The organism is Cohnella sp. LGH (assembly GCF_017671885.1).
In the GTDB taxonomy this organism is placed as follows: domain Bacteria; phylum Bacillota; class Bacilli; order Paenibacillales; family Paenibacillaceae; genus Cohnella; species Cohnella phaseoli.
In genome coordinates this window covers 7,934,536-7,955,951 of the sequence record NZ_CP072117.1, presented here as the reverse complement: position 1 = coordinate 7,955,951, position 21,416 = coordinate 7,934,536, and the positions used below count along the sequence as shown (strand labels likewise).

The 21,416-nt window shown below is 54.2% G+C and carries 14 protein-coding genes, 1 tRNA gene and 4 rRNA genes; 13 read left to right on the top strand and 6 right to left on the bottom strand.

Annotated features, from left to right (window positions below; translation table 11 throughout):
- Positions 1-635: 635 nt before the first annotated feature.
- Together J4772_RS32825 and J4772_RS32820 are read right to left on the bottom strand one after the other, a co-directional pair.
- Positions 636-1,052, bottom strand: coding sequence for a DUF4395 domain-containing protein (locus tag J4772_RS32825; RefSeq protein WP_209073082.1), 417 nt, complete (start codon positions 1,050-1,052; stop codon positions 636-638).
- A 70-nt stretch (positions 1,053-1,122) separates the two neighbouring features.
- Positions 1,123-1,992 carry an AraC family transcriptional regulator gene (locus J4772_RS32820; RefSeq protein WP_209073081.1) on the bottom strand — a complete coding sequence of 290 codons (870 nt, stop codon included), beginning with the start codon at positions 1,990-1,992 and terminating at the stop codon, positions 1,123-1,125.
- A 130-nt stretch (positions 1,993-2,122) separates the two neighbouring features.
- Here J4772_RS32820 and J4772_RS32815 point away from each other — a divergent pair, with 130 nt between their 5' ends.
- Complete coding sequence (locus tag J4772_RS32815) at positions 2,123-3,082, top strand: phytanoyl-CoA dioxygenase family protein (protein ID WP_116060549.1); 960 nt, start codon at positions 2,123-2,125, stop codon at positions 3,080-3,082.
- A gap of 176 nt (positions 3,083-3,258) precedes the next feature.
- Here J4772_RS32815 and J4772_RS32810 read toward each other — a convergent pair whose 3' ends face one another.
- Positions 3,259-3,762: a substrate-binding domain-containing protein gene (locus J4772_RS32810; RefSeq protein ID WP_209073080.1), complete on the bottom strand. Its 504-nt coding sequence runs from the start codon at positions 3,760-3,762 to the stop codon at positions 3,259-3,261.
- Between J4772_RS32810 and J4772_RS32805 the strand changes: the two genes are divergently transcribed.
- From J4772_RS32805 to rrf (J4772_RS32775), 7 genes are all read left to right on the top strand, one after another.
- The gene (locus tag J4772_RS32805) at positions 3,722-4,540 is read left to right on the top strand and encodes a phage tail protein (RefSeq protein WP_209073079.1); all 819 of its coding nucleotides are present in this window, start codon (positions 3,722-3,724) and stop codon (positions 4,538-4,540) included. The two genes, J4772_RS32810 and J4772_RS32805, sit on opposite strands and share 41 nt — an antisense overlap.
- Positions 4,541-4,818: 278 nt before the next feature.
- Positions 4,819-6,579: a PAS domain-containing sensor histidine kinase gene (locus J4772_RS32800; RefSeq protein ID WP_209073078.1), complete on the top strand. Its 1,761-nt coding sequence runs from the start codon at positions 4,819-4,821 to the stop codon at positions 6,577-6,579.
- A gap of 316 nt (positions 6,580-6,895) precedes the next feature.
- A 16S ribosomal RNA gene (locus J4772_RS32795) occupies positions 6,896-8,449 on the top strand.
- Between the two features lie 106 nt (positions 8,450-8,555).
- Positions 8,556-8,672 (top strand): 5S ribosomal RNA (gene rrf, locus J4772_RS32790).
- Between the two features lie 37 nt (positions 8,673-8,709).
- Positions 8,710-8,786, top strand: a tRNA-Ile gene (locus J4772_RS32785).
- 119 nt (positions 8,787-8,905) lie between these two features.
- Positions 8,906-11,822: ribosomal RNA gene (locus tag J4772_RS32780) — 23S ribosomal RNA — on the top strand.
- A gap of 152 nt (positions 11,823-11,974) precedes the next feature.
- Positions 11,975-12,091: ribosomal RNA gene (gene rrf, locus J4772_RS32775) — 5S ribosomal RNA — on the top strand.
- The 16S, 23S and 5S rRNA genes sit together here with 1 tRNA gene alongside, the layout of an rRNA operon.
- A 136-nt stretch (positions 12,092-12,227) precedes the next feature.
- Here rrf (J4772_RS32775) and J4772_RS32770 read toward each other — a convergent pair.
- Entirely contained in the window at positions 12,228-12,491 is a 264-nt protein-coding gene (locus tag J4772_RS32770) for a hypothetical protein (RefSeq protein WP_209073077.1), read from the bottom strand.
- Positions 12,492-12,726: 235 nt separating this feature from the next.
- Between J4772_RS32770 and J4772_RS32765 the strand changes: the two genes are divergently transcribed.
- Both J4772_RS32765 and J4772_RS32760 read left to right on the top strand, forming a co-directional pair.
- Entirely contained in the window at positions 12,727-15,111 is a 2,385-nt protein-coding gene (locus J4772_RS32765; RefSeq protein ID WP_209073076.1) for a glycosyltransferase, read from the top strand.
- Positions 15,112-15,127: 16 nt separating this feature from the next.
- On the top strand, positions 15,128-15,910 hold the full coding sequence (locus tag J4772_RS32760) for a methyltransferase domain-containing protein (protein ID WP_209073075.1): 783 nt from the start codon (positions 15,128-15,130) through the stop codon (positions 15,908-15,910).
- A gap of 96 nt (positions 15,911-16,006) precedes the next feature.
- Here the strand turns inward: J4772_RS32760 and J4772_RS32755 are convergent, their stop codons facing one another.
- Together J4772_RS32755 and J4772_RS32750 are read right to left on the bottom strand one after the other, a co-directional pair.
- Entirely contained in the window at positions 16,007-16,789 is a 783-nt protein-coding gene (locus J4772_RS32755) for an FkbM family methyltransferase (protein WP_247740917.1), read from the bottom strand.
- Between the two features lie 21 nt (positions 16,790-16,810).
- On the bottom strand, positions 16,811-17,932 hold the full coding sequence (locus J4772_RS32750; protein WP_209073074.1) for a hypothetical protein: 1,122 nt from the start codon (positions 17,930-17,932) through the stop codon (positions 16,811-16,813).
- Positions 17,933-18,118: 186 nt separating this feature from the next.
- On the opposite strand from J4772_RS32750, the gene J4772_RS32745 reads away from it, so the two are divergent.
- From J4772_RS32745 to J4772_RS32735, 3 genes are all read left to right on the top strand, one after another.
- The gene (locus J4772_RS32745) at positions 18,119-19,252 is read left to right on the top strand and encodes a glycosyltransferase (RefSeq protein WP_209073073.1); all 1,134 of its coding nucleotides are present in this window, start codon (positions 18,119-18,121) and stop codon (positions 19,250-19,252) included.
- Positions 19,253-19,419: 167 nt separating this feature from the next.
- A complete protein-coding gene (locus J4772_RS32740; protein ID WP_209073072.1) occupies positions 19,420-20,457 on the top strand; it encodes a mannose-1-phosphate guanylyltransferase in 1,038 nt (345 codons plus the stop codon).
- Positions 20,457-21,407 (top strand): GDP-mannose 4,6-dehydratase, encoded by a 951-nt coding sequence (locus tag J4772_RS32735; protein ID WP_209073071.1) that lies wholly within the window; start codon positions 20,457-20,459, stop codon positions 21,405-21,407. The genes J4772_RS32740 and J4772_RS32735 overlap by 1 nt, the downstream gene beginning before the upstream one ends.
- The last annotated feature ends 9 nt before the right edge of the window (positions 21,408-21,416 follow it).

Genomic DNA, 21,416 nt, shown 5'->3' with positions numbered 1-21,416 from the left:
GGTGGGGCGGAGCGGTGAGGCGAGGCGAGGTTGTGGAGATAAAGGCAAATTGACCGTTTTCAACGGTTGAAGGCAAAAGGCGGGGAGTCCCCAATGTTGTCAGTTTAAGCCTAAACCTACTCACTCCGCGGTCCAGCCGATTAGATTATGCTCTAGCCAACCGGAGCCGTGGAATGGAGGCCAAAAAAGTGCCCTTATGCTACCCAAGCCGCGGAGTGACAGGTGAATAAGTGTCTGAGAGGGACTAAATCGATCCGTCTGAGCCGATGACAGGTGGATAAGTGTCTGGGAGGGACTAAATCGATCCGTCCGAGTCAGTGACAGGTGAATAAGTGTCTGAGAGGGACTAAATCGATCCGTCTGAGTTGATGACAGGTGGATAAGTGTCTGGGAGGGACTAAATCGATCCGTCTGAGTCAGGTGGAGGCCAAAAAAGTGCCCTGGTGTCACCCAAGCCGTGGAGCGGAGGCTAAATCAGTGCCTTATTGCCCAACGGCCGGAGTAACGCATAGACCGTTTAATCTGGTCGACCTCAAGGAACGGCAACCTGTGCCGTTTTTGTCTTGACGATGCCGTCGCAATATATATTCGTATAATTATATTTTCATGCACCAAAGTATGTGGGGGATTTGCCGTTAATTCCGGCGAAAACGCCCCGCGCGTATCTGTTTGATCCAGAAATAGATCGTGCAGCCGATGCAGAACCCGACCAGCGCCGCCCCGGCTGCCAACAGCAGCATGGCTACGAAGGCGTATCCGGCAATGTCCCAGCCCAGGCCGAAAAAGACGAGCGCAAGCGTCAGAAACAGGACGGCTAGCAGATTGTTGAAGCGCTGCAGCTCAAGCGCCTGCGTTTCTTCTCCTTTATTTTTAAGCGCGAGCTTGGCGATCTGTACAAACAGATTCAGCTTTCCCTCGGTAAGCAGGCCGGCCAATTGGATGGCCCACAGGGCTGCTAAAATCCAAATTTGATGCAGCAGGAAAAATAAAATAACCGATAGCACGATTCCCGCTTGGTTTGCCTTTACATATCTCATAGGAACTTCGCGCATTCAAATCACCTCAATGTCGATAAGTTTACTTGAGATTATCCTAATCGATTGAGGCGGCGTTCGCAATAGGTTAGATCATCCGTTTTCGCGAACGATAAGCGCTTGGGGACAAGCCGGACATACGGCGGAACCATTTGCAAAAATAATGAATGCTCCCGAATTGCAGCGTATCCGCGATCTCCGTCACCGACAGCCCGGTCGTTTCGAGGTACCTTTGTGCGACTTGAAGCCTCATCCTCTGATGATCGGAATGAGGGGAGGTTCCGGCGATTTCCTTATAGGTTTTTGAGGCGTAGTCGTGGCTATACCCCGTGATCTCCTCCAACCACTCCATCCGGTAATCCTCTTCCGCACGCTTTTCGAGCGCAGTGCGAATCCGTTCGGCGATGTCGTTGCGCCTGGTCGGGGCGGAATCGGCATTGGCCGTTCTACGTAGACGAACGTAAAGTCGAATCATCGCGGCGCGAAGAGCCAGCGGCGCATATTCGTCCCGACGATCAAATTCCTTAACCAGCTCTTCGAAAAAAGGAAGCGCCCATGACCCGACAAGCGAACAAGGGGGGATCAGGGCGTTCGGAACGTCGTCCGAGGCAGAGGAGCCGTGAACGATTTCCGGAGAAAGCTCGATGTTGCGTACGGAGGGATGATGCGGCCGGTCGACGTATTCGGATTCATCGGGTGCGAAGTGCAAGCCGAACAGGACGAAGGGATCTTCTGTATCGGCGTAGATTCGGTGCGGAACCTCCGGGCCGTAGCCGAGCAGGCAACCCGATTCCACGGGGTGCACTTGACCGTTGATCGTGATCTCGCCCTTCCCTTTTTCAACGTACAGCCACTGATAATCATCGATTACTCTCGGACCGAACGTCTCTCCCGGCCGGCAGGCAAGTCGATTTGCATAATGAACGATTGGGTTGAATTTGCGCTCGTTGTCGGACATGGACGATACCTCCTGACGGAAAACGTAAAAACCGATAAATGACAAATACGACCCGGCTGCCGCTAAATCCTTCTATCTTCTTTCTATGATAATATGGCATCAAAATCAATATTCCAAGGAGAGATGAATCGTGAAAGAACAGCCGGTTAAGGACAATAATCTAAGTCCGATCGCAGGGACGTTTCTAGACTCTTCACCGTTGCTTGCCGATTCCGAGGCGCTTCGAGGCCGAGCGGAGAAGGACGGCATGCTTTTCTTCAAAGGGCTTATTCCGCGGGAGACCGTACTGAAGCTGAGGCTTGAAGTCATGGAGATTCTGGAAAGTCGCGGCCTGATGGATTCCCGCTATTCGCTGATCGACGGGATGGCCGATGTGGAAGCGGTTAATCGCCATTCCGACGAAGAGCTTCGCTGGAATGGCGTAGGGGTGACGAGGGATATCTATCGGGCGATTCAGGGGCTGGAGTCTTTTCATGCAATGGCCCATCACGAAAAGCTGCTCTCCATGTATCGCACGTTATTCGGCTACGAACCGTTCCCCCATCCCAGAAATATCGCCCGGGTGATGCTGCCCCATCGAGATGCCACAATCACGCCGTCTCATCAGGATTTTCTTCATATACAAGGAGAAACCGAAACTTGGACGGCCTGGATTCCTCTTGGAGACGTTTCCCGTCAGTTAGGCGGTCTCGCTGTGCTGAAAGGCAGTCATAAAGCCGGATTGCTGGGCGTTACGGAAGCGCCGGGAGCCGGCGGGCTGGAAACGATTCTGTGCGGCCTTGATTACGAATGGCAGACGATCGATTTCGAAGCCGGAGATGTGTTGACCTTTAATAGCTTGACCGTTCACAAGTCGATGCCGAACCAGGAGCCGGGGCAAATCCGAATGTCCTGCGATTTCAGGTACCAGGCTTTGAAGCCGGACACGGTCATCGAGCCCGGCTCGCTGCTGCCGCACGGTCCGTATACGTGGGAGGAACTGTACGAGGGCTGGCAGCGTCAAGATTTGCAGAGATACTGGGAAAGCATCGGATTCCATTATTCGAAGTACGATGAATCGATCCGCTGGCAGAAGGAAAAGATTTGCTGATGGTTGTGCGCGAAGAGGCTGTCCCATAAGCAGAGTTGTACAAGATGATCGATCAGAAAAAGTGCATGTATCTCCTGAAGCCTGGAGACTGCCTCATAGAGATGCATGCACGGCAACATTCTCTATCGAACATCTTTTCGTACGACTCTTTTTACTTATGGGACAGCCTCTTTCGTTTATTTTATTGCCGGAGGGGCCACGGATTTGCGTACGACCAGCTCGGGCTTCACCATAATTTTGTTGCGGGGCGCATCCGGGTGATCCATGCGCCACAGCATGAGGTTCACGGCTTGGATGGCGACCTGCTCCCGCTGATAATCGAGCGAACTGATCGGCGGGGATTGCCATTGGCAAGACTCCAGGTTATCGAATCCGATAATCGACACGTCGTCCGGCGTGCGGATACCTTGCGCGGTCAAAGCGTGATTGACGACGAAGGCTATCGGATCGTTCGCGCAGAAGAAGGCGGACGGCAAGTTCCCGTAATCCAGCTTGGACGGAATTATATCGAAGTGGATGTCTCCGAACGAATCGGCGAAATGAACGTCGTACATATATTCGGAGCGGCGCTCCAACCCCCAGAAATCGAGCGCGTCGCAGAAGCCGCGGTAGCGGGCGAGAAATCCCGGAGACAGCTTATTGTCGCCGATGTACCCGATGCGAATGTGGCCGTTTTGCACGAAGTGCCGTACCGCCAGGAATGCCCCCTCATGTCCGGACGTCGAATCGATCAAGCGGTTCATCGACGCAGACCATCTCTGGCCCTGGCAAGACAACGAGCAGTGGGCGATCCACGCCTCCGATCCGATCGGCACAAAGGGGACGTGGGGGTACCGGATCGGGCTGATGGCCAATCAGATCAAGGAGCTGTTCGGCGAGGTGCCGGACCGGCTTGAAGACTTCGCACTGGCTTCGCAAATTTCCCAGGCCGAGGCCAAGAAGTTTTTCGTCGAGATGACGCGGCTGAAAAAATGGCGCAGGACAGGCATCATCTGGTGGAACATGATCGACGGCTGGCCGCAGTTTTCCGATGCGGTGGTCGATTACTATTATAATAAGAAGCTGGCTTTCCAATACTTGCAAAACGTGCATCGCGATCTGTGCGTCATGATCGACGAGCCGTCCGACTGGCACGTCCGGGTCGTGTTGTCCAACGATACGTTGGAGGAGAAGCGGGGAACGTACCGGGTATGGGACGCCGATTCGGGCGAGACCCTGCTGGAAGGGCCGTTCGTCTCCGCCGTTAACGGCAATATCGAGCTGGGCCGCATTCGGATCTCGCATAGCGACCAACGGATGCTGCTCATCCGCTGGACCGTCGACGGTCAGACGTACGGCAATCATTATCTGCTCGGCTTTCCGGCGTTTTCTTTGGAGAAGTACAAGGGGTGGTTGAAGCATCTGGGCGGTTCGATGCCGAGCGGTTCAGTTATGGAGATGGGAAAGTCCCGTGAATAGAACTCTACTAGAAAAGCCCTTGGCTTTCCCGTTATCGGGAACCGAGGGCTTTTTACAATGTTCGAGGGGCGGAGATAACGAGCTGGATCGCAACAATCAGGCTCGATGGACGGATTATTCGCTCAGTGAGAGATAAGGAGATAGCATTCTTTTACGGAGCTTCCGTTAACATACAGGATTTTGCAGAGGAATGGTGAATAGTATCTCAAGTATCTCATTTCATATTCAGGGTGATTAACATTAGCGAAAATTTGCTCTTAGACGTCAATAAGCGATTAATGCTTCTGAATGCTTTCCTGAATTTGACTTCGGATGCGGTATATGTCGTCGATCTGAACGGTATTGTGTTGGAAGCAAACAAGAAATTCGAGGAGCTGCACGGTTGGAGCCGGGAGGAGATCGTCGGCAAGGAAATTCCTCTGGACCCGGCCGTCCGAGTCGAATCCAAGCAGATATTGGAACGAATTAGGCGCGGAGAACAAATCACGGTGCTCGAAGCGGTCAAGAAGACGAAACAGGGCACCTATTTTCATACAGACGTGACCATCTCGCCCGTACACGACGAGGAAGGGGTCCTAGTCGCGGTCATCGCGATCGAAAGGGATACGACGGAGAAAAAGAGAGCCGAGGACAAGCTGAGGGAGAGCGAGGAACGCTACAGGGTATTAGTAGAACGCTCGCCCGAGCCGATCGTCGTTTATCGGAATTATGAGATCGCTTTCGTGAATCAGGCCGCTTTGCGTCTTATGGGCGCCGATCGTCAGGAGCAGTTGCTCGGTCAGCATGTCTCGCGATTCCTTCCCGCTGAAGAAATGGTCAAGTTGCCGACGGCTCTTGCGGAATTGATGTCTGGCAACGCATCGTCCGACCGCGTGGAGAAACACTTGATTCGGCTCGACGGAAGCCTCATCTATGTGGAAGCGACGGCAGTCGTGATCGACTTTCAGGGGGAAACGGCCGTTCAGCTCTTAATCAGGGATATGACGGACCGCAAACGGGCCGAGCTGGAGCTTGCTGCAAAGGAAAAGGAGTTCAGCCGAGTAATCAAGCTATCCCCCGAACCGATCATTTTACATCAAGCGGGTATGATTACTTTTGTTAACGATGCAGGCGTTAAGCTATTGAAGGGACAGTCCAACCAGGATTTCGTCGGGAAGCCGATTGTGGACTTTTTCTGTTCCAGTTATCTTCCGATTATTGTAGAGAGAATGACGAAAGTCGTACAAATAGACGCAATGATGGATTTCATCGAGATGAAGCTGAAAAGGCTGGACGGGGAGTTGGTAGACATCGAGGTGGCTTCCATCTGCGTCAATCGGACTTCGGCTAATCCCGTCGTACAATTGGTCATTCGGGATTTGTCCGAGCGCAAAAGAACGGAAGAAATGATCCGCAGGTCGGACAGGTTATCGATCGCGGGGGAGTTGGCCGCGGGCGTGGCGCACGAGATTCGGAATCCGCTGACCGCTCTCAAAGGGTTCCTGCAGTTGCTACAAGTCCAAAATACCGCTTACGTTGACATCATGCTCATGGAGATCGATAGAATAAGCTATATCGTAAACGAATTTCTGGGCATGGCCAAACCTCAGGTGAATCATTTCATCGAATGCGATATTTTGACTCTCATGAATAGCGTTATTGTCTTTATGAATCCTCAGGCGTTGCTGTTCAATGTAGAAATGAAGCTAACGACGAGTTCTCCCGAATACTTTGTTCCTTGCGAGTCGAACCAAATCAAGCAAGTATATATGAACGTTCTAAAGAATGCTATCGAGTCCATGCCATCAGGCGGCAGCATTGAAATATCGATGGAGAAGATAGGCGAGAGCATGGTTCTGACCCGCATCGTTGATCAAGGAGTCGGAATTCCTGAGGACCGTTTGGAGAAAATCGGAGAACCGTTTTTTTCTTTAAAGGAACAGGGAACGGGGCTGGGCTTGATGGTATGCCGCCGGATTATTGAAGCTCATAGAGGGAGTCTGGCGATCCGGAGCGTTGTGGGCGAGGGGACGACGATAGAGATTGCACTCCCGATTTAAAATGGAATATTTTGAGGGGTTGCCAATCTATGATGAAACGTGATATATTCTAATTCCGGCCGCGAGACGGACGGATAACGAATGAATTCGCAAAGTCGAATATCCTCGAAAAATATCGAATCTGGTAAAAATTGAGGGTTGCAAGACGGCGGCGAATGAGGTAAGATAAAGACCTTGCTTCGGGAACGGAGCGGACAAGCAACACCGATTGTTCTTTGAAAACTGAACATTGAGCGTAAGAAACAAAAACGTCGGAAGACGGCTTCGGTCGTCGGAAGGCAAACCAGCAATAAAGTAATGAGCCTTCTGGCTCTCTATTATGGAGAGTTTGATCCTGGCTCAGGACGAACGCTGGCGGCGTGCCTAATACATGCAAGTCGAGCGGATCTCTGATGGAGCTTGCTCCTGATGAGGTTAGCGGCGGACGGGTGAGTAACACGTAGGCAACCTGCCCCCAAGATCGGGATAACATTCGGAAACGAATGCTAAGACCGGATACACGATTTGGTCGCATGATCGGATCGGGAAACACGGAGCAATCTGTGGCTTGAGGATGGGCCTGCGGCGCATTAGCTAGTTGGTGGGGTAACGGCTCACCAAGGCGACGATGCGTAGCCGACCTGAGAGGGTGAACGGCCACACTGGGACTGAGACACGGCCCAGACTCCTACGGGAGGCAGCAGTAGGGAATCTTCCACAATGGGCGAAAGCCTGATGGAGCAACGCCGCGTGAGTGAGGAAGGCTTTCGGGTCGTAAAGCTCTGTTGCCAGGGAAGAATAAGGATCATTTAACTGATGATCCGATGACGGTACCTGAGAAGAAAGCCCCGGCTAACTACGTGCCAGCAGCCGCGGTAATACGTAGGGGGCAAGCGTTGTCCGGAATTATTGGGCGTAAAGCGCGCGCAGGCGGCTCTTTAAGTCTGGTGTTTAAGTGCGGGGCTCAACCCCGTGACGCACTGGAAACTGGGGAGCTTGAGTGCAGAAGAGGAGAGCGGAATTCCACGTGTAGCGGTGAAATGCGTAGAGATGTGGAGGAACACCAGTGGCGAAGGCGGCTCTCTGGACTGTAACTGACGCTGAGGCGCGAAAGCGTGGGGAGCAAACAGGATTAGATACCCTGGTAGTCCACGCCGTAAACGATGAGTGCTAGGTGTTGGGGGTATCATGCCCTCGGTGCCGAAGTTAACACATTAAGCACTCCGCCTGGGGAGTACGGTCGCAAGACTGAAACTCAAAGGAATTGACGGGGACCCGCACAAGCAGTGGAGTATGTGGTTTAATTCGAAGCAACGCGAAGAACCTTACCAGGTCTTGACATCCCTCTGAATCCGGTAGAGATATCGGCGGCCTTCGGGACAGAGGAGACAGGTGGTGCATGGTTGTCGTCAGCTCGTGTCGTGAGATGTTGGGTTAAGTCCCGCAACGAGCGCAACCCTTGAACTTAGTTGCCAGCACGTTATGGTGGGCACTCTAGGTTGACTGCCGGTGACAAACCGGAGGAAGGCGGGGATGACGTCAAATCATCATGCCCCTTATGACCTGGGCTACACACGTACTACAATGGCCGGTACAAAGGGCCGCGAAGCCGCGAGGTGGAGCCAATCCCAACAAAGCCGGTCTCAGTTCGGATTGCAGGCTGCAACTCGCCTGCATGAAGTCGGAATTGCTAGTAATCGCGGATCAGCATGCCGCGGTGAATACGTTCCCGGGTCTTGTACACACCGCCCGTCACACCACGAGAGTTTACAACACCCGAAGTCGGTGGGGTAACCCGCAAGGGAGCCAGCCGCCGAAGGTGGGGTAGATGATTGGGGTGAAGTCGTAACAAGGTAGCCGTATCGGAAGGTGCGGCTGGATCACCTCCTTTCTAAGGAGCTCTTCGGAGCTAATCAAAGTCCACGGTCCGCAAGGAAGTGGCAAACGTTTCTTACGCTCATGTTCAGTTTTGAAAGAGCAATCTTTCGCAAAACCGGTTTGGTGATGACGGCGGAGGGGTTCCACGCGTACCCATCCCGAACACGACCGTTAAGCCCTCCAGCGCCAATGGTACTTGGACCGCAGGGTCCTGGGAGAGTAGGACGTTGCCAAGCCGGGCATGCTATTTTCTGCGCAAGCGGAAAGATGCGATGGCCTTTAGCTCAGCTGGTTAGAGCGCACCCCTGATAAGGGTGAGGTCGGTGGTTCGAGTCCACTAAGGCCAACCAATTTCATAACCCCTTGCACCTTGAAAACTGGATATCGAACCAAACTGCATACAATCTAACGATTGCATGCTGCGCGAAGAAGAATGAAGCATCTCTGCCTTACTAGTGTCAAACGACTGGGTTAAGCTAATAAGTGCGCACGGAGGATGCCTAGGCGCCAGGAGCCGATGAAGGACGCGACGAACAGCGATATGCTTCGGGGAGCTGTAAGTGAGCTTTGATCCGGAGATTTCCGAATGGGGAAACCCAGCTATCGTAATGGATAGTTACCTTCGAGTGAATACATAGCTCGTCGGAGGCATACCAGGGGAACTGAAACATCTAAGTACCCTGAGGAAGAGAAAACAACAGTGATTCCGTCAGTAGCGGCGAGCGAAAGCGGATTAGCCCAAACCAGAGGGCTTGCTCTCTGGGGTTGTAGGACGTCTCACATGGAGTGATAAAAGAGCATATTAGGCGAAGAGGTCTGGAAAGGCCTGCCACAGAAGGTAAAAGCCCTGTAGCCGAAAGTGTGTTCTCTCCGAGACGGATCCTGAGTACCGCGGGACACGTGAAACCCCGTGGGAATCCGGCAGGACCATCTGCCAAGGCTAAATACTCCCTGGCGACCGATAGCGAAGCAGTACCGTGAGGGAAAGGTGAAAAGCACCGCGGGAGCGGAGTGAAAGAGAACCTGAAACCGTGCGCTTACAAGAAGTCAGAGCCCGATCTAGGGGTGATGGCGTGCCTTTTGTAGAATGAACCGGCGAGTTACGTTCACGTGCAAGGTTAAGCTGATGAGGCGGAGCCGAAGGGAAACCGAGTCTGAATAGGGCGCTTAAGTACGTGGTCGTAGACCCGAAACCGTGTGATCTACCCCTGTGCAGGGTGAAGGTGCGGTAACACGCACTGGAGGCCCGAACTCGTGAGCGTTGAAAAGCTCTGGGATGACGTGGGGGTAGGGGAGAAATTCCAATCGAACTCGGAGATAGCTGGTTCTCCCCGAAATAGCTTTAGGGCTAGCCTCGAGGTTGAGCATCATGGAGGTAGAGCACTGATTGGGTGCGGGGCCCGCCAAGGGTTACCAAGTCCAGTCAAACTCCGAATGCCATGGATGTATACTCGGGAGTCAGACGGCGAGTGCTAAGATCCGTCGTCAAGAGGGAAAGAGCCCAGATCATCAGCTAAGGTCCCCAAGTGTGTGTTAAGTGGGAAAGGATGTGGAGTTGCGAAGACAACCAGGATGTTGGCTTAGAAGCAGCCACCATTTAAAGAGTGCGTAATAGCTCACTGGTCGAGTGACTCTGCGCCGAAAATGTAACGGGGCTAAACACACCACCGAAGCTATGGCATGCTTGGGTAGGGGAGCGTTGAATGCGGGTAGAAGTCAGACCGGAAGGACTGGTGGACTGCATTCAAGTGAGAATGCCGGTATGAGTAACGAAAAGACAGGTGAGAATCCTGTCCGCCGAAAGCCTAAGGGTTCCTGGGGTAGGTTCGTCCGCCCAGGGTAAGTCGGGACCTAAGGCGAGGCCGAAAGGCGTAGTCGATGGACAACAGGTTGAAATTCCTGTACCACCGTAATCCGTTATGAGCGATGGGGGGACGCAGGAGGGAAGCGACGCGAGCCGATGGATGTGCTCGTCCAAGCAGTGAGAGGGGTATGTAGGCAAATCCGCATACTGTAACCTTGAGCTGTGATGGGGAGGGAAAATCACAGTACCGAAGGTCGTACACCCACGCTGCCAAGAAAAGCCTCTAGCCAGGAGAAGGTGCCCGTACCGTAAACCGACACAGGTGGGCGAGATGAGAATTCTAAGGCGCGCGGAAGAACTCTCGTTAAGGAACTCGGCAAAATGACCCCGTAACTTCGGGAGAAGGGGTGCCTCGGTAGGGTGAATAGCCCGAGGGGGCCGCAGTGAAGAGGCCCAAGCGACTGTTTAGCAAAAACACAGGTCTGTGCGAAGCCGTAAGGCGAAGTATACGGGCTGACGCCTGCCCGGTGCTGGAAGGTTAAGGGGAGTGGTTAGGGGCAACCCGAAGCTGTGAACCGAAGCCCCAGTAAACGGCGGCCGTAACTATAACGGTCCTAAGGTAGCGAAATTCCTTGTCAGGTAAATTCTGACCCGCACGAATGGCGTAACGACTTGGGCGCTGTCTCAACGAGAGATCCGGTGAAATTTTAGTACCTGTGAAGATGCAGGTTACCCGCGACGTGACGGAAAGACCCCATGGAGCTTTACTGTAGCTTGATATTGAACTTTGGTACGGTCTGTACAGGATAGGTGGGAGCCGATGAAGCTGGGGCGCAAGCCTCAGTGGAGGCGCCGTTGGGATACCACCCTGATCGTATCGGAGTTCTAACCTGCTGCCCTGAATCGGGCAGAGGGACCGTGTCAGGCGGACAGTTTGACTGGGGCGGTCGCCTCCTAAAAAGTAACGGAGGCGCTCTAAGGTTCCCTCAGCGCGGTTGGAAATCGCGCGAAGAGTGCAAAGGCATAAGGGAGCTTGACTGCGAGACCTACAAGTCGAGCAGGGAGGAAACTCGGACTTAGTGATCCGGTGGTACCGAATGGAAGGGCCATCGCTCAACGGATAAAAGCTACCCTGGGGATAACAGGCTTATCTCCCCCAAGAGTCCACATCGACGGGGAGGTTTGGCACCTCGATGTCGGCTCATCGCATCCTGGGGCTGAAGTAGGTCCCAAGGGTTGGGCTGTTCGCCCATTAAAGCGGTACGCGAGCTGGGTTCAGAACGTCGTGAGACAGTTCGGTCCCTATCTGTCGCGGGCGTAGGAAATTTGAGAGGGGCTGTCCTTAGTACGAGAGGACCGGGATGGACGCACCGCTGGTGTACCAGTTGTTCCGCCAGGAGCATCGCTGGGTAGCCAAGTGCGGAAGGGATAAGCGCTGAAAGCATCTAAGCGCGAAGCCTGCCTCAAGATGAGATTTCCCAATTCGTAAGACCCCTGGAAGAACACCAGGTTGATAGGCTCGGGGTGGAAGCGCAGCAATGTGTGGAGCTGACGAGTACTAATCGGTCGAGGGCTTATCCTAACCTCGTGCGATGCAAATCGCTACGAACAGTGAATTGGCCTACAAAGCAAGACACTTCACCTTCTTCTAAGCGCGAGTTTGGTTCGTATCCGGTTTTCAGGGCGCAAGCTTTGAATGCCATGTTAAACATGGCTTGAAATGAAGCAATCTGGTCTGGTGATGACGGCGGAGGGGTTCCACGCGTACCCATCCCGAACACGACCGTTAAGCCCTCCAGCGCCGATGGTACTTGGACCGCAGGGTCCTGGGAGAGTAGGACGTCGCCAGGCTGGATGCATGCCCGAGCAGTCGACGAAGTCGACGACCAGGGCTGGATAGACAAGAGAAACACCCTTAACCGGGTGTTTTTTGTGTTTATATGGTGCGAAAGCGCTAATAGGCGATTTTTTTGAGCAATCCCTTCCTTTAGGCAACCGAATCCCCCGAATCCACCTGCGTAACGGTCTGAGAGACCGTAAGAGTGGGCCAATCCCCCGAATTCGCCTGCGTAACGGTCTGCGAGACCGTAAGAAGGAGCGAATCCCCCGAATCCGCCCGCGTAACGGTCTGCGAGACCGTAAGAAGGAGCGAATCCCCCGAATTCGCCTGCGTAACGGTCTGCGAGACCGTAAGAAGGAGCGAATCCCCCGAATCCGCCTGCGTAACGGTCTGAGAGACCGTAAGAGGCAATCGATGATCTTTCAGGAAATTGGCGTTACTTGCTTTACGGATGCCCCACCATGGGGCATATACCTCTACGTGAATGAGATCGTCGCAGAAAAAATGTTCCCCCGCGAAGTTGTCGCCTCAAAGCCCGCCCTTTTTTTCTGAATGCCCCGCGCTTGCCCATCCCCTCTTGCCGAGGAAACATACGATAACCATGTGTAAGATGAAGACGTCTGCGAACGGTGGTGAATCTGTTCAGATGAATATTGCGTTCGATATGTTTTTCGCCAAGACGGAGGCGATGAAGAGGGGGATCGGTCGCTATTCGCAAAATATGATCGAGGCCATTTTGCAGCAGGAAACGGGGCACTCCTATTATTATTTCTATCCGGACGTGAGCAAAGGCGCGGAATATCTGAAGGACCAGCTGCAGCAGTTTCTGTATCGCAACCGTATCGACGTGTACCATATGACGAGTCCGTTCAATCTTTTCCACCTGCCGGCGAATCTGTTTCAGGCTTACAGCGATACGATGCTGAACAAGGCATGGTTCGGCTACACTCGCGTTGCGGCCACGCTGTACGATGTCATCCCGCTTGTGCTGGAGCATCAGTACATGAACGATTTTGTCAGACCGATCTACATGCGGGTTATTGAGATGATCCGCTCATGCGACATTATTTACGCGATTTCGGAGACGACGAAAGCCGATGCCGTCAGGTTAACCGGAATGGATGCTGACAAAATCAGCGTCATTATGGGCGGCTACGATCCCAAATTCACCCCACTTCCCGCAGGAGCCATCCCAATGGCGCCATATCGTTACGGCATTGCGAAGCCTTACGTGCTATGCACGGGAGGCGACGATCCGCGTAAAAACCTGGCGCGGCTCATCGAAGCCTTCATTTCGGCGAATCGAATTCTGTCCAACGCTTACCAGCTCGTCATCGTCTACAACTCCTCGGAGGATGAGAAACAGGCCATGCTGGAGCATGCCCGTCTGCTCGGAGGAGAGGGCTCGATTGTCGTCACGGGCTATGTTCCGGACGGAGATCTGGTGGAGCTGTACCGGGCAGCTGCGTTGTTTGCTTTTCCATCGCTGTACGAAGGGTTCGGACTGCCGATCGTGGAAGCGATGGCTTGCGGCACCCCCGTGCTGACCTCCAACAATTCCTCGCTGGCGGAGATCGGAGGGGATGCAGTCTATCAAGTCGATCCCGCAAACCGGGACAGCATTGCGGAAGGCATCGTTCAGATGTTGACCCATCCGCAGTTGGCTCAGGAGCTGGCGGCCCGAGGGCTGCAGCAATCGCGGCAATACAACTGGGATTCGGTCGCGCAGAAGGTGATGGAAGGCTACGAGAAGGTATATCGGCGCAAAATCGCGGTTTTTGCATCGCGGCATCCTTTTTATCCGCAAGCCTACGGGGCGCTTTACTACACCGTGCCTTATTTAACGAACCGGGGGGAAGTCGACGTGTTCGTCGAACGGCTGCTGGACGACCGGGTCGGAGAAGAAAGGACGGAGGACAGTCCGATTGCGGTTTACGTTCATACCGATTTCGAGAGTCGCAAAGGTAAATACGATTTTGTCGTCTACGAGATCGGCAATGGGGAACGCTTTTCGTTTATCGCCCCCTATCTGACCGAGATGGCGCATATTCCCGGTATCGTCGTCTTACACGGCAGCAATCTGCATGAGCTGACCTGGAGGCTTACGATTGAACGCAACGATCTGCATGCGTATTATCGGGTACTGGCCAAGGAGTTCGGATCGCTTGCGCCGAACTGGATGGACGCCATACTTGGAGGGGCGGCGCCCCGTTCCGCCGTACCGCTCAATCGGTACTATTTGGAGCATGCCAAAGCCATTATTGTCGATGAACGGAACACAAGGGAACGGCTGCTGCAGGAGAAGTATCGCACGGTTATCGAAGCGCCGCCGCCCGCAATCTCGTCTGCGTCCGGCAAACCCGGCAAACCCGGCAAACCCGGCAATCCTGGCAGCCGTTCGCACATCCTCTTCGCAACGGTCTGCACGGAGCGAAGCGAAACGTCTTATCGCTTGATTCTTCGCTGCTTGAGAAGGCTGATCGACGAGGGTTGCTCGAATGTCAGCTATACGTTATTGTCCGGCGACGGGTCGGCACTCCCCGAAGGAGTAGAGGATCTAGTGACCGAGCTTGGGCTGGAGAAGTACGTTCACCTCAAGATCGCACCTCAGTATAAGCAGTATAAAAGACAGCTCGCTAAAGCGCATGCCGCGATCGAGCTGAGCGATCCGCAGGCCTATGCTTTGTCGGATATCGTGAATGAGCTGATCGCATCAGGCATTCCAACGATCATGTACGACGCGGATTTCTGCCGGTTCGTACCCGATGATGCGGCGATAAAAATTCAACCGGGAGACGATGTCGAAAATGCCTTGCTGTCAGCGATGCGTCGATTGTATCGCGACAAGGAGGACAGAGAAGCTCTATCTGCCCGCGCCTCGGCCTGCATGGGCGAGCTCCGCACGATGGTGACTTTCTCGGAAGCGCTGCAGGAGGCGATAGAGCTGAGCAGTTCCTTAGGCGAAAATCCGACGGTGCTATGGCGAATTCAGGAAAGTCCGGGAGGCGTCCCGCAAATCCGAACAACGTAACGAAGGAGGACGTGCGATGCTTCAATCGCAATTGTGCCGGGAGACGGATTTCTCGCAGACCTGGTTTGTCGACGCTTGCGTCAAGCTGAACGAACCGATGAGGTTTCACCGCAAGCTGTGGGAATGGTGTTATATTTACGAAGCGCTGCGCGAACGCGGCAAGCTGATGCCGTTCAGGCGCGGGCTTGGCTTCGGAGTGGGCAAGGAGCCGCTTGCTGCCGCGTTCGCTTCGCAGGGAGCGGAGATCGTAGCTACGGATCTGGACGTAGACCTCGCCAAAGCTCAAGGCTGGGTGGATACGAATCAGCATGCTGTCGGCCTCGCCGATCTCAATGAGAAGGGGCTTTGCGATCCGCACCAATTCCAGCAGCTGGTTTCTTATGAAAGCGCCGATATGAACAATATCCATCCCAAATACACGGGCCAATTCGATTTTACGTGGTCCTCCTGCAGCTTCGAGCATCTGGGATCGATCGAGCACGGCAAACGGTTTATCGTTAATCAGATGAAATGCCTTCGTCCCGGAGGAGTCGCCGTGCATACGACGGAGTACAATCTGACGTCTAACGTAGCTACGCTGGAAGCGCCGGTGCTGGTCATTTTCCGCCATCAGGATATTGAAGCGATGGCCGCGGAGCTTAGAGGAGAAGGCTATCTCGTAACGGTCGATTATACGGCGGGCACCGGACCGTTCGAATCTTATGTCGATCTTCCCCCCTATAGCAATCCCGTTCATCTTCGGCTTCTGCTCGGTCAATATGTCTCGACATCGATCGGTCTGATTATCGAGAAACCGTAACAAAAGACGAGGTGCATACGTCTCCGAAGGCAGCCGGGAAGCCGTTTCCCGATTGCTTCGCAAAGACGCATGCACCTCGCTCTTTCGATTCGGACTTTAGTTGCGCACCATGATCAAATCCCAATGCAAGTGACCGGTATGTGCGGCAAGCTCGTGTATCGTAACAGGCTTCATGCCCGATCCGTTCATTGCCACGTTAAAGATCGCAAAGCCTTTATCGTAAAACCTCTGCATGATAGGAGCAGGATCGATTCCGCCCCACAGAAATGGCAAGTACTCCATGAAGATCACCATCCGTCCGCTCGCGTCGATTACTTCGAACAGACTGTCCATAATATACGGCTCGCCGCCGTCGATATCGATCTTGATAACGTCAACTTTCGTATGGGGAAGGATCAGCTCCTTCAGGACAGCTTTGCGCACCTTGGTTTTAGTAGGCTTGATGAGCGGGGCCAACTGAGGATAGACAATGCTGGAACCTCCGTCTCCATTCGTCTCAATGACTTCCTCGCCGTTCTTATCCGAGACCATCACGCGGTGAAGCAGCACATGGGCGTATCCGTTGAGGGCGGCGCTCTTGATCAAATTGCGATGGTGGAACGGGTTGGGCTCGAACGCATGCACATACCCCGTAGGACCGACCTGCTTGGCGGCCAGAAGAGTAAAATAGCCGCTGTGCGAGCCGATATCCAGAACGATCATTCCGGGCCTGACAACGGAGAGGAAGGTGCCCGTCAGCCAGCTCTCCCACTGACCGGTAAGATAGATCGCCATGCAGACGGGGTCCCGCAAATCCAGAAACATGGCGGGACCGGCGTTTAAATTGGTCAATATCGTATGATCCCCTACATAGACGTAAGGTCTGGTCAGATCGAACAATTCAATTCCTCCTAAATTCGTTTACGCCTCTTTCAGGATGAGTACAGGGACTCTGACACGACAATGCGCGGCATTGTGCTGATACAGACGGATTTCCGCTTGCTGCTCTTCGAGCCCGATTTCGATCGGTTCGGACAACTGCTCGCTGCGAAGGATGGTGCGGCTCCACAGAAGGCGTCGTCCTCGATTGGAAGTCATCTCCAACGTAAACTCGCCCGGACCGTCGATTTCGAACGAGGCTTGCAGGATATAGCTCTTGGGGGCCAACGTTAGCGACGGACCATAGAAAATGTAACCGGGACGAACCGCCGGAAAATAGCCGTCCTTATCAAAGCCGGCCGGTCGGACAAAAGGGGTGAAATAGACGCTGGAGACGGCCGGAGCGGACAAGAAGCTCAACGGTTCGTGGGCCAGCGGAGCGGAAGCGACGTCGCGTCCGATCTTCCTCATATGAATGACTGCAATGCCGTTGGCGAACATGAAGGGGCTGTCGAAACGCGCCTCCGCAACTTCCTCCTTCTCGCATTGAATCCAGCACTGCTTGGGATTGTTCAGATGCATATCCATATCGAGCTTGCGGAAATAGGAGATCTCCAGCGCTTCGGCGGGGACGCCGTAGCTGTCGGTCAGCAGCCTGAGGTACTCGTCGCTGAACTGGATGAGCCACCCCATGTCCATCAGTTTGCCGAAAGGCACGGTAACGAGAGCGGAGCCGCCCGGCTCCAGCAAATTATACAAGTGGCGAAGGGCGAGGAGCGGGGCTTCGCGATCGCCCGATTTCTGCTCTCCGTACGCATGCTGGCCGATATGCTCTACCGTAGAGAGGCAGAGAATCAAAGAATGCTTGCGCGTATAGTCCATCAGATCTTCGTTCAGCACGCCGGGTGCTTCCTCGAATTTGTCCAGGACGATGCGGTTTTTCAGCTCGGGGTGCGGATCGAGCAGCGACAAGTAATTGGCGAAGACGTTGCCGATCTCCAGATACGGCTCACGAATCCCTGCTTCCATCCGGCGAAGAAAACGGATTGCGATCGGTATTTCTATCGTGCGTTCGGAACAATTGCCGTAGGGGAGCTGATTGTAGGGAAGCGGCTCCCGGTCGCATAGAAAATAGTTGAACAGCTCCAGGTCGGTAATTCCCATAGGGCGCACTCCTTCCTTAACGGGGTAGATAATTCACACCAGTAATGAAGTATATGCGGCTAACGTTATTGTGCATGGACAAATGTCGGTACAGGTCGCGTTAAGGGCGGCGAGGGCGAAGCAACCCCGCTCAAGCGTTCATATACTGACGAAAAGGAGTGGCAATGAAAGAGAGGCGGTGTTTAAGTGACCTGTACGGGAGTTTACTGGGTCGGCCCGGTGTACGATATGGGCGGTTACGGGAACGTATCGCGAAACTACTTGCGGGCGCTGGAGGCGGCGGACATTCCCGTCTATATCGCTCCGAGTATGGCCACCCGGCATAATACGGAAATTGGGGAAGAGACGGTAAACTGGCTGGAGCGGCTGTCTACGGGCAACATCGGAGACCGACCGGTCTGCGTCCAGCACGGGGTTCCGGCTCATTTCCATATGCATCGCCCCAGTGTAAGAGTTACGGGAACGATCGGTGTCACGTTGTTCGAGACCGACCGCGTTCCGGTCGATTGGCCGCGTCTGTGCAACCAATTAGATGAAGTTTGGGTGCCTTCCAAGTTTAACTACGATACGTTTTCGCGAAGCGGTGTCGATGCCTCCAAGCTGCGGGTCGTTCCTTATCCGATCGACGTGACGCGCTTTTACCCGGGCAGGCCGTATAACCGGGTCGTCTTCTCTCCTCCGCTCAGGAATTTCTCGTTCCTTTACGTATTCGGATTCGATTTTCGCAAAGGCGTTGACTTGCTGATCTATTCGTTCTGCAGGGAGTTCGACCGGACGGAGGACGTCTCGCTCGTGCTGAAGGTTTATGTGCACAGCGGCTATAAACCGGAGGACGTCATGGCGGTTATTCGCACTTACGTTCCCGCAGATCGGCTGTTCTCGCAAATTTTCGTTATCGTTGAACCGTTCGGCGAGCAGGAGCTGATCGATCTGTATTTAAGCTGCGACGCTTACGTATCCGTAGACCGGGCCGGCTGGGGGATGCCCGCGATGGAAATGATGGCGCTCGGCAAGCCGGCGATCGGTCTGAACTGGGGAGGATACACGGAATTTATGAATGAGGACAACAGCGTGCTGATCGAGCCGGAGAAGGAGCTGGTGCCGGTCGACGCCAAGCTGCAGTCCGAACGTCCGGAATATTACTACAGCCATATGTGGGCCGACATTCGGCCCGATCGCGTAGGTGGGGCGATGCGGGAATTGTACGAGGACAGGGCTAAGCGGGAGAAAATCAGCAGAAAGGCGGCTTTCGACGTTCATTTCGAATATTCCCCTTCCGTTGTCGGAAGCAGGATCAAGCAGCTGTTGGGCATGCGGTAACGGGGTTCCGCTCGTAGGCGACGGAGCAGGGCGGATGGACCATTTTGCGGCGCGGTAGTTAATCGTCCATGCCGTCAGGGCGGGCGATCCATACAATAAACCGTGTATTTGCAGCGGTCGATCCGCCGGGATCGGATTCCGTTGATATCAGCGAAGGGGACAGACAAATGAAAATCGTCATAATGGCAGGCGGCAAAGGCAGCCGTCTATGGCCGAGAAGCGTGGAGGATCGGCCCAAGCAGTTTCTCGCGTTGACCTCGGAGGAGACGATGCTCCAGTTGACGTACCGCCGTTTGGCCCGAATCGTCCCTCCGAAGCAGATCTATGTCGTCACCGCGGAGTTATATCGGTCACTCGTTCTGGAGCAACTGCCCGAATTGAACGAGAGTCGGCTTATTTTGGAGCCTGTGCAGCGGGATACGGGGCCGTGCGTGGCGTTGTCGGCGCTGTATTTTCTTCGGCAGGAAGACAATGAGACGCTCGTCATGATGCCGTCCGATCAGCATATCCCGAATATTCTCGCACTGTATGAAGCGTTCTGCAAAGCGGAGGCGATCGCCGACGCCTCCAGCGCCATCGTGACGCTGGGCATCGTCCCGGTTCGTCCCGAGACGAATTACGGTTACATTCAGACCGCCGGGGGAAAAGGAATCGAGGGCGAGCGGCAGGTCATCGCTTTCATCGAGAAGCCGGACTTGGAGACGGCCTGCCAATTGGCGGCGAAGCCGGACGTTTTCTGGAACAGCGGCATAATCGTATGGCGGCCGTCTACGATCGCGGAGGCAATGGAGAAGCACCAGCCGACCATCTGGAACGCGCTTTCGCAAGCAGGTCAGCATACGGAAAAGGTGTACGCCAGCCTGCCGAAAATATCGGTTGATTACGCCGTGTTGGAAAAGGCGGATAATTTGTTTACGCTGCCGTTCCGCTATGAGTGGGAGGACATGGGAAGCTGGGCTTCGCTGGAGAGAATCCGGGAGGAGGAGGCGGACTCGAACGGCAATATTTTGCACGGCTCCGTCCATGCGTTCGATTCGAGCCACAGCATTATTTTCTCCGAAGGTCGCAAGACGATCGTAATAGGAGCGGAAGACCTGATTATCGTCTCGACCGCGGAAGGCGTATTGATCTGCCATAAGTCAATGGAGCAGAAGCTAAAATCGATCGTTCAGCACGTGGAAAAACAGGGGGGAGGCGTCGGTTGATGAAAGCGCTCGTGACCGGCATATCGGGTTTCGTGGGTAGTCATATGGCGGAATTTCTGCTGCGCCAGGGCGTGGAAGTGGTCGGAACGATTCGCAACCGGAGCCGGATGGACCATATCTCTCATTTGCGGAAGGACATTCGTCTCGCGGAGTGCGAGCTGCGCGATCCATTCTCGGTAGAGACGCTGATCGGTCAGGAGAAGCCGGATCTTATTTTCCATCTTGCGGCGCAGAGCTTCGTGCCGACGTCGTGGAATTCGCCAATCGATACGATTCATAACAATGTCGCGGGTCAGGTTAATCTGTTCGAAGCCGTTCGCAGGTTCGAGTTGCCGGCGAAAATCCAGATCGCTTGCTCAAGTGAGGAATACGGTCAAGTGGAGCCGGAGGAGACGCCGATTCGGGAAACAAACCCGCTTCGTCCGCTGAGCCCCTACGCGATCAGTAAAGTAGCGCAGGATTATTTGGGCTACCAATATTTTAGAAGCTACGGATTGCACGTCGTTCGAACGATTACGTTTAATCATACCGGTCCGCGCCGCGGGGAAAACTTCGTAACGTCCAATTTCGCCAAACAGATCGTCGATATCGAGAAGGGCCGGAAAGCGCCCGTCATTCATGTCGGCAATTTGGAAGCCAAACGCGATTTCACCGACGTGCGCGACGTTGTCCGCGGCTATTGGCTGGCCTTGGAGAAGGGGCAGCCGGGCGAAAACTATAATATCGCGTCTGGAACCTGTTACACGATCGCCGAGATGCTGAATACGCTGCTGAGCTTCAGCAACGTCAATATTGAAGTGCAGACCGATTCGAGCCGACTGCGTCCTTCGGACGTGCAAATCCTGCTCGGGGATTACCGTAAATTTAACGAAGCGACAGGGTGGAAGCCGGAAATTCCGTTCGAACGGACGATGCAGGATCTCCTTCAATACTGGCGCTCGCAGCCTTGAAGGAAGGAG

Excerpts from the sequence above, each read along its gene's own strand:
- J4772_RS32740 (WP_209073072.1), top strand. The coding sequence starts at position 19,420 with ATGAAAATCGTCATAATGGCAGGCGGCAAAGGCAGCCGTCTATGGCCG.
- J4772_RS32765 (WP_209073076.1), top strand. The coding sequence starts at position 12,727 with ATGAATATTGCGTTCGATATGTTTTTCGCCAAGACGGAGGCGATGAAG.
- J4772_RS32825 (WP_209073082.1), bottom strand. The coding sequence starts at position 1,052 with ATGCGCGAAGTTCCTATGAGATATGTAAAGGCAAACCAAGCGGGAATC.
- J4772_RS32800 (WP_209073078.1), top strand. The coding sequence starts at position 4,819 with ATGCTTCTGAATGCTTTCCTGAATTTGACTTCGGATGCGGTATATGTC.
- J4772_RS32760 (WP_209073075.1), top strand. The coding sequence starts at position 15,128 with ATGCTTCAATCGCAATTGTGCCGGGAGACGGATTTCTCGCAGACCTGG.
- J4772_RS32820 (WP_209073081.1), bottom strand. The coding sequence starts at position 1,992 with ATGTCCGACAACGAGCGCAAATTCAACCCAATCGTTCATTATGCAAAT.
- J4772_RS32735 (WP_209073071.1), top strand. The coding sequence starts at position 20,457 with ATGAAAGCGCTCGTGACCGGCATATCGGGTTTCGTGGGTAGTCATATG.
- J4772_RS32750 (WP_209073074.1), bottom strand. The coding sequence starts at position 17,932 with ATGGGAATTACCGACCTGGAGCTGTTCAACTATTTTCTATGCGACCGG.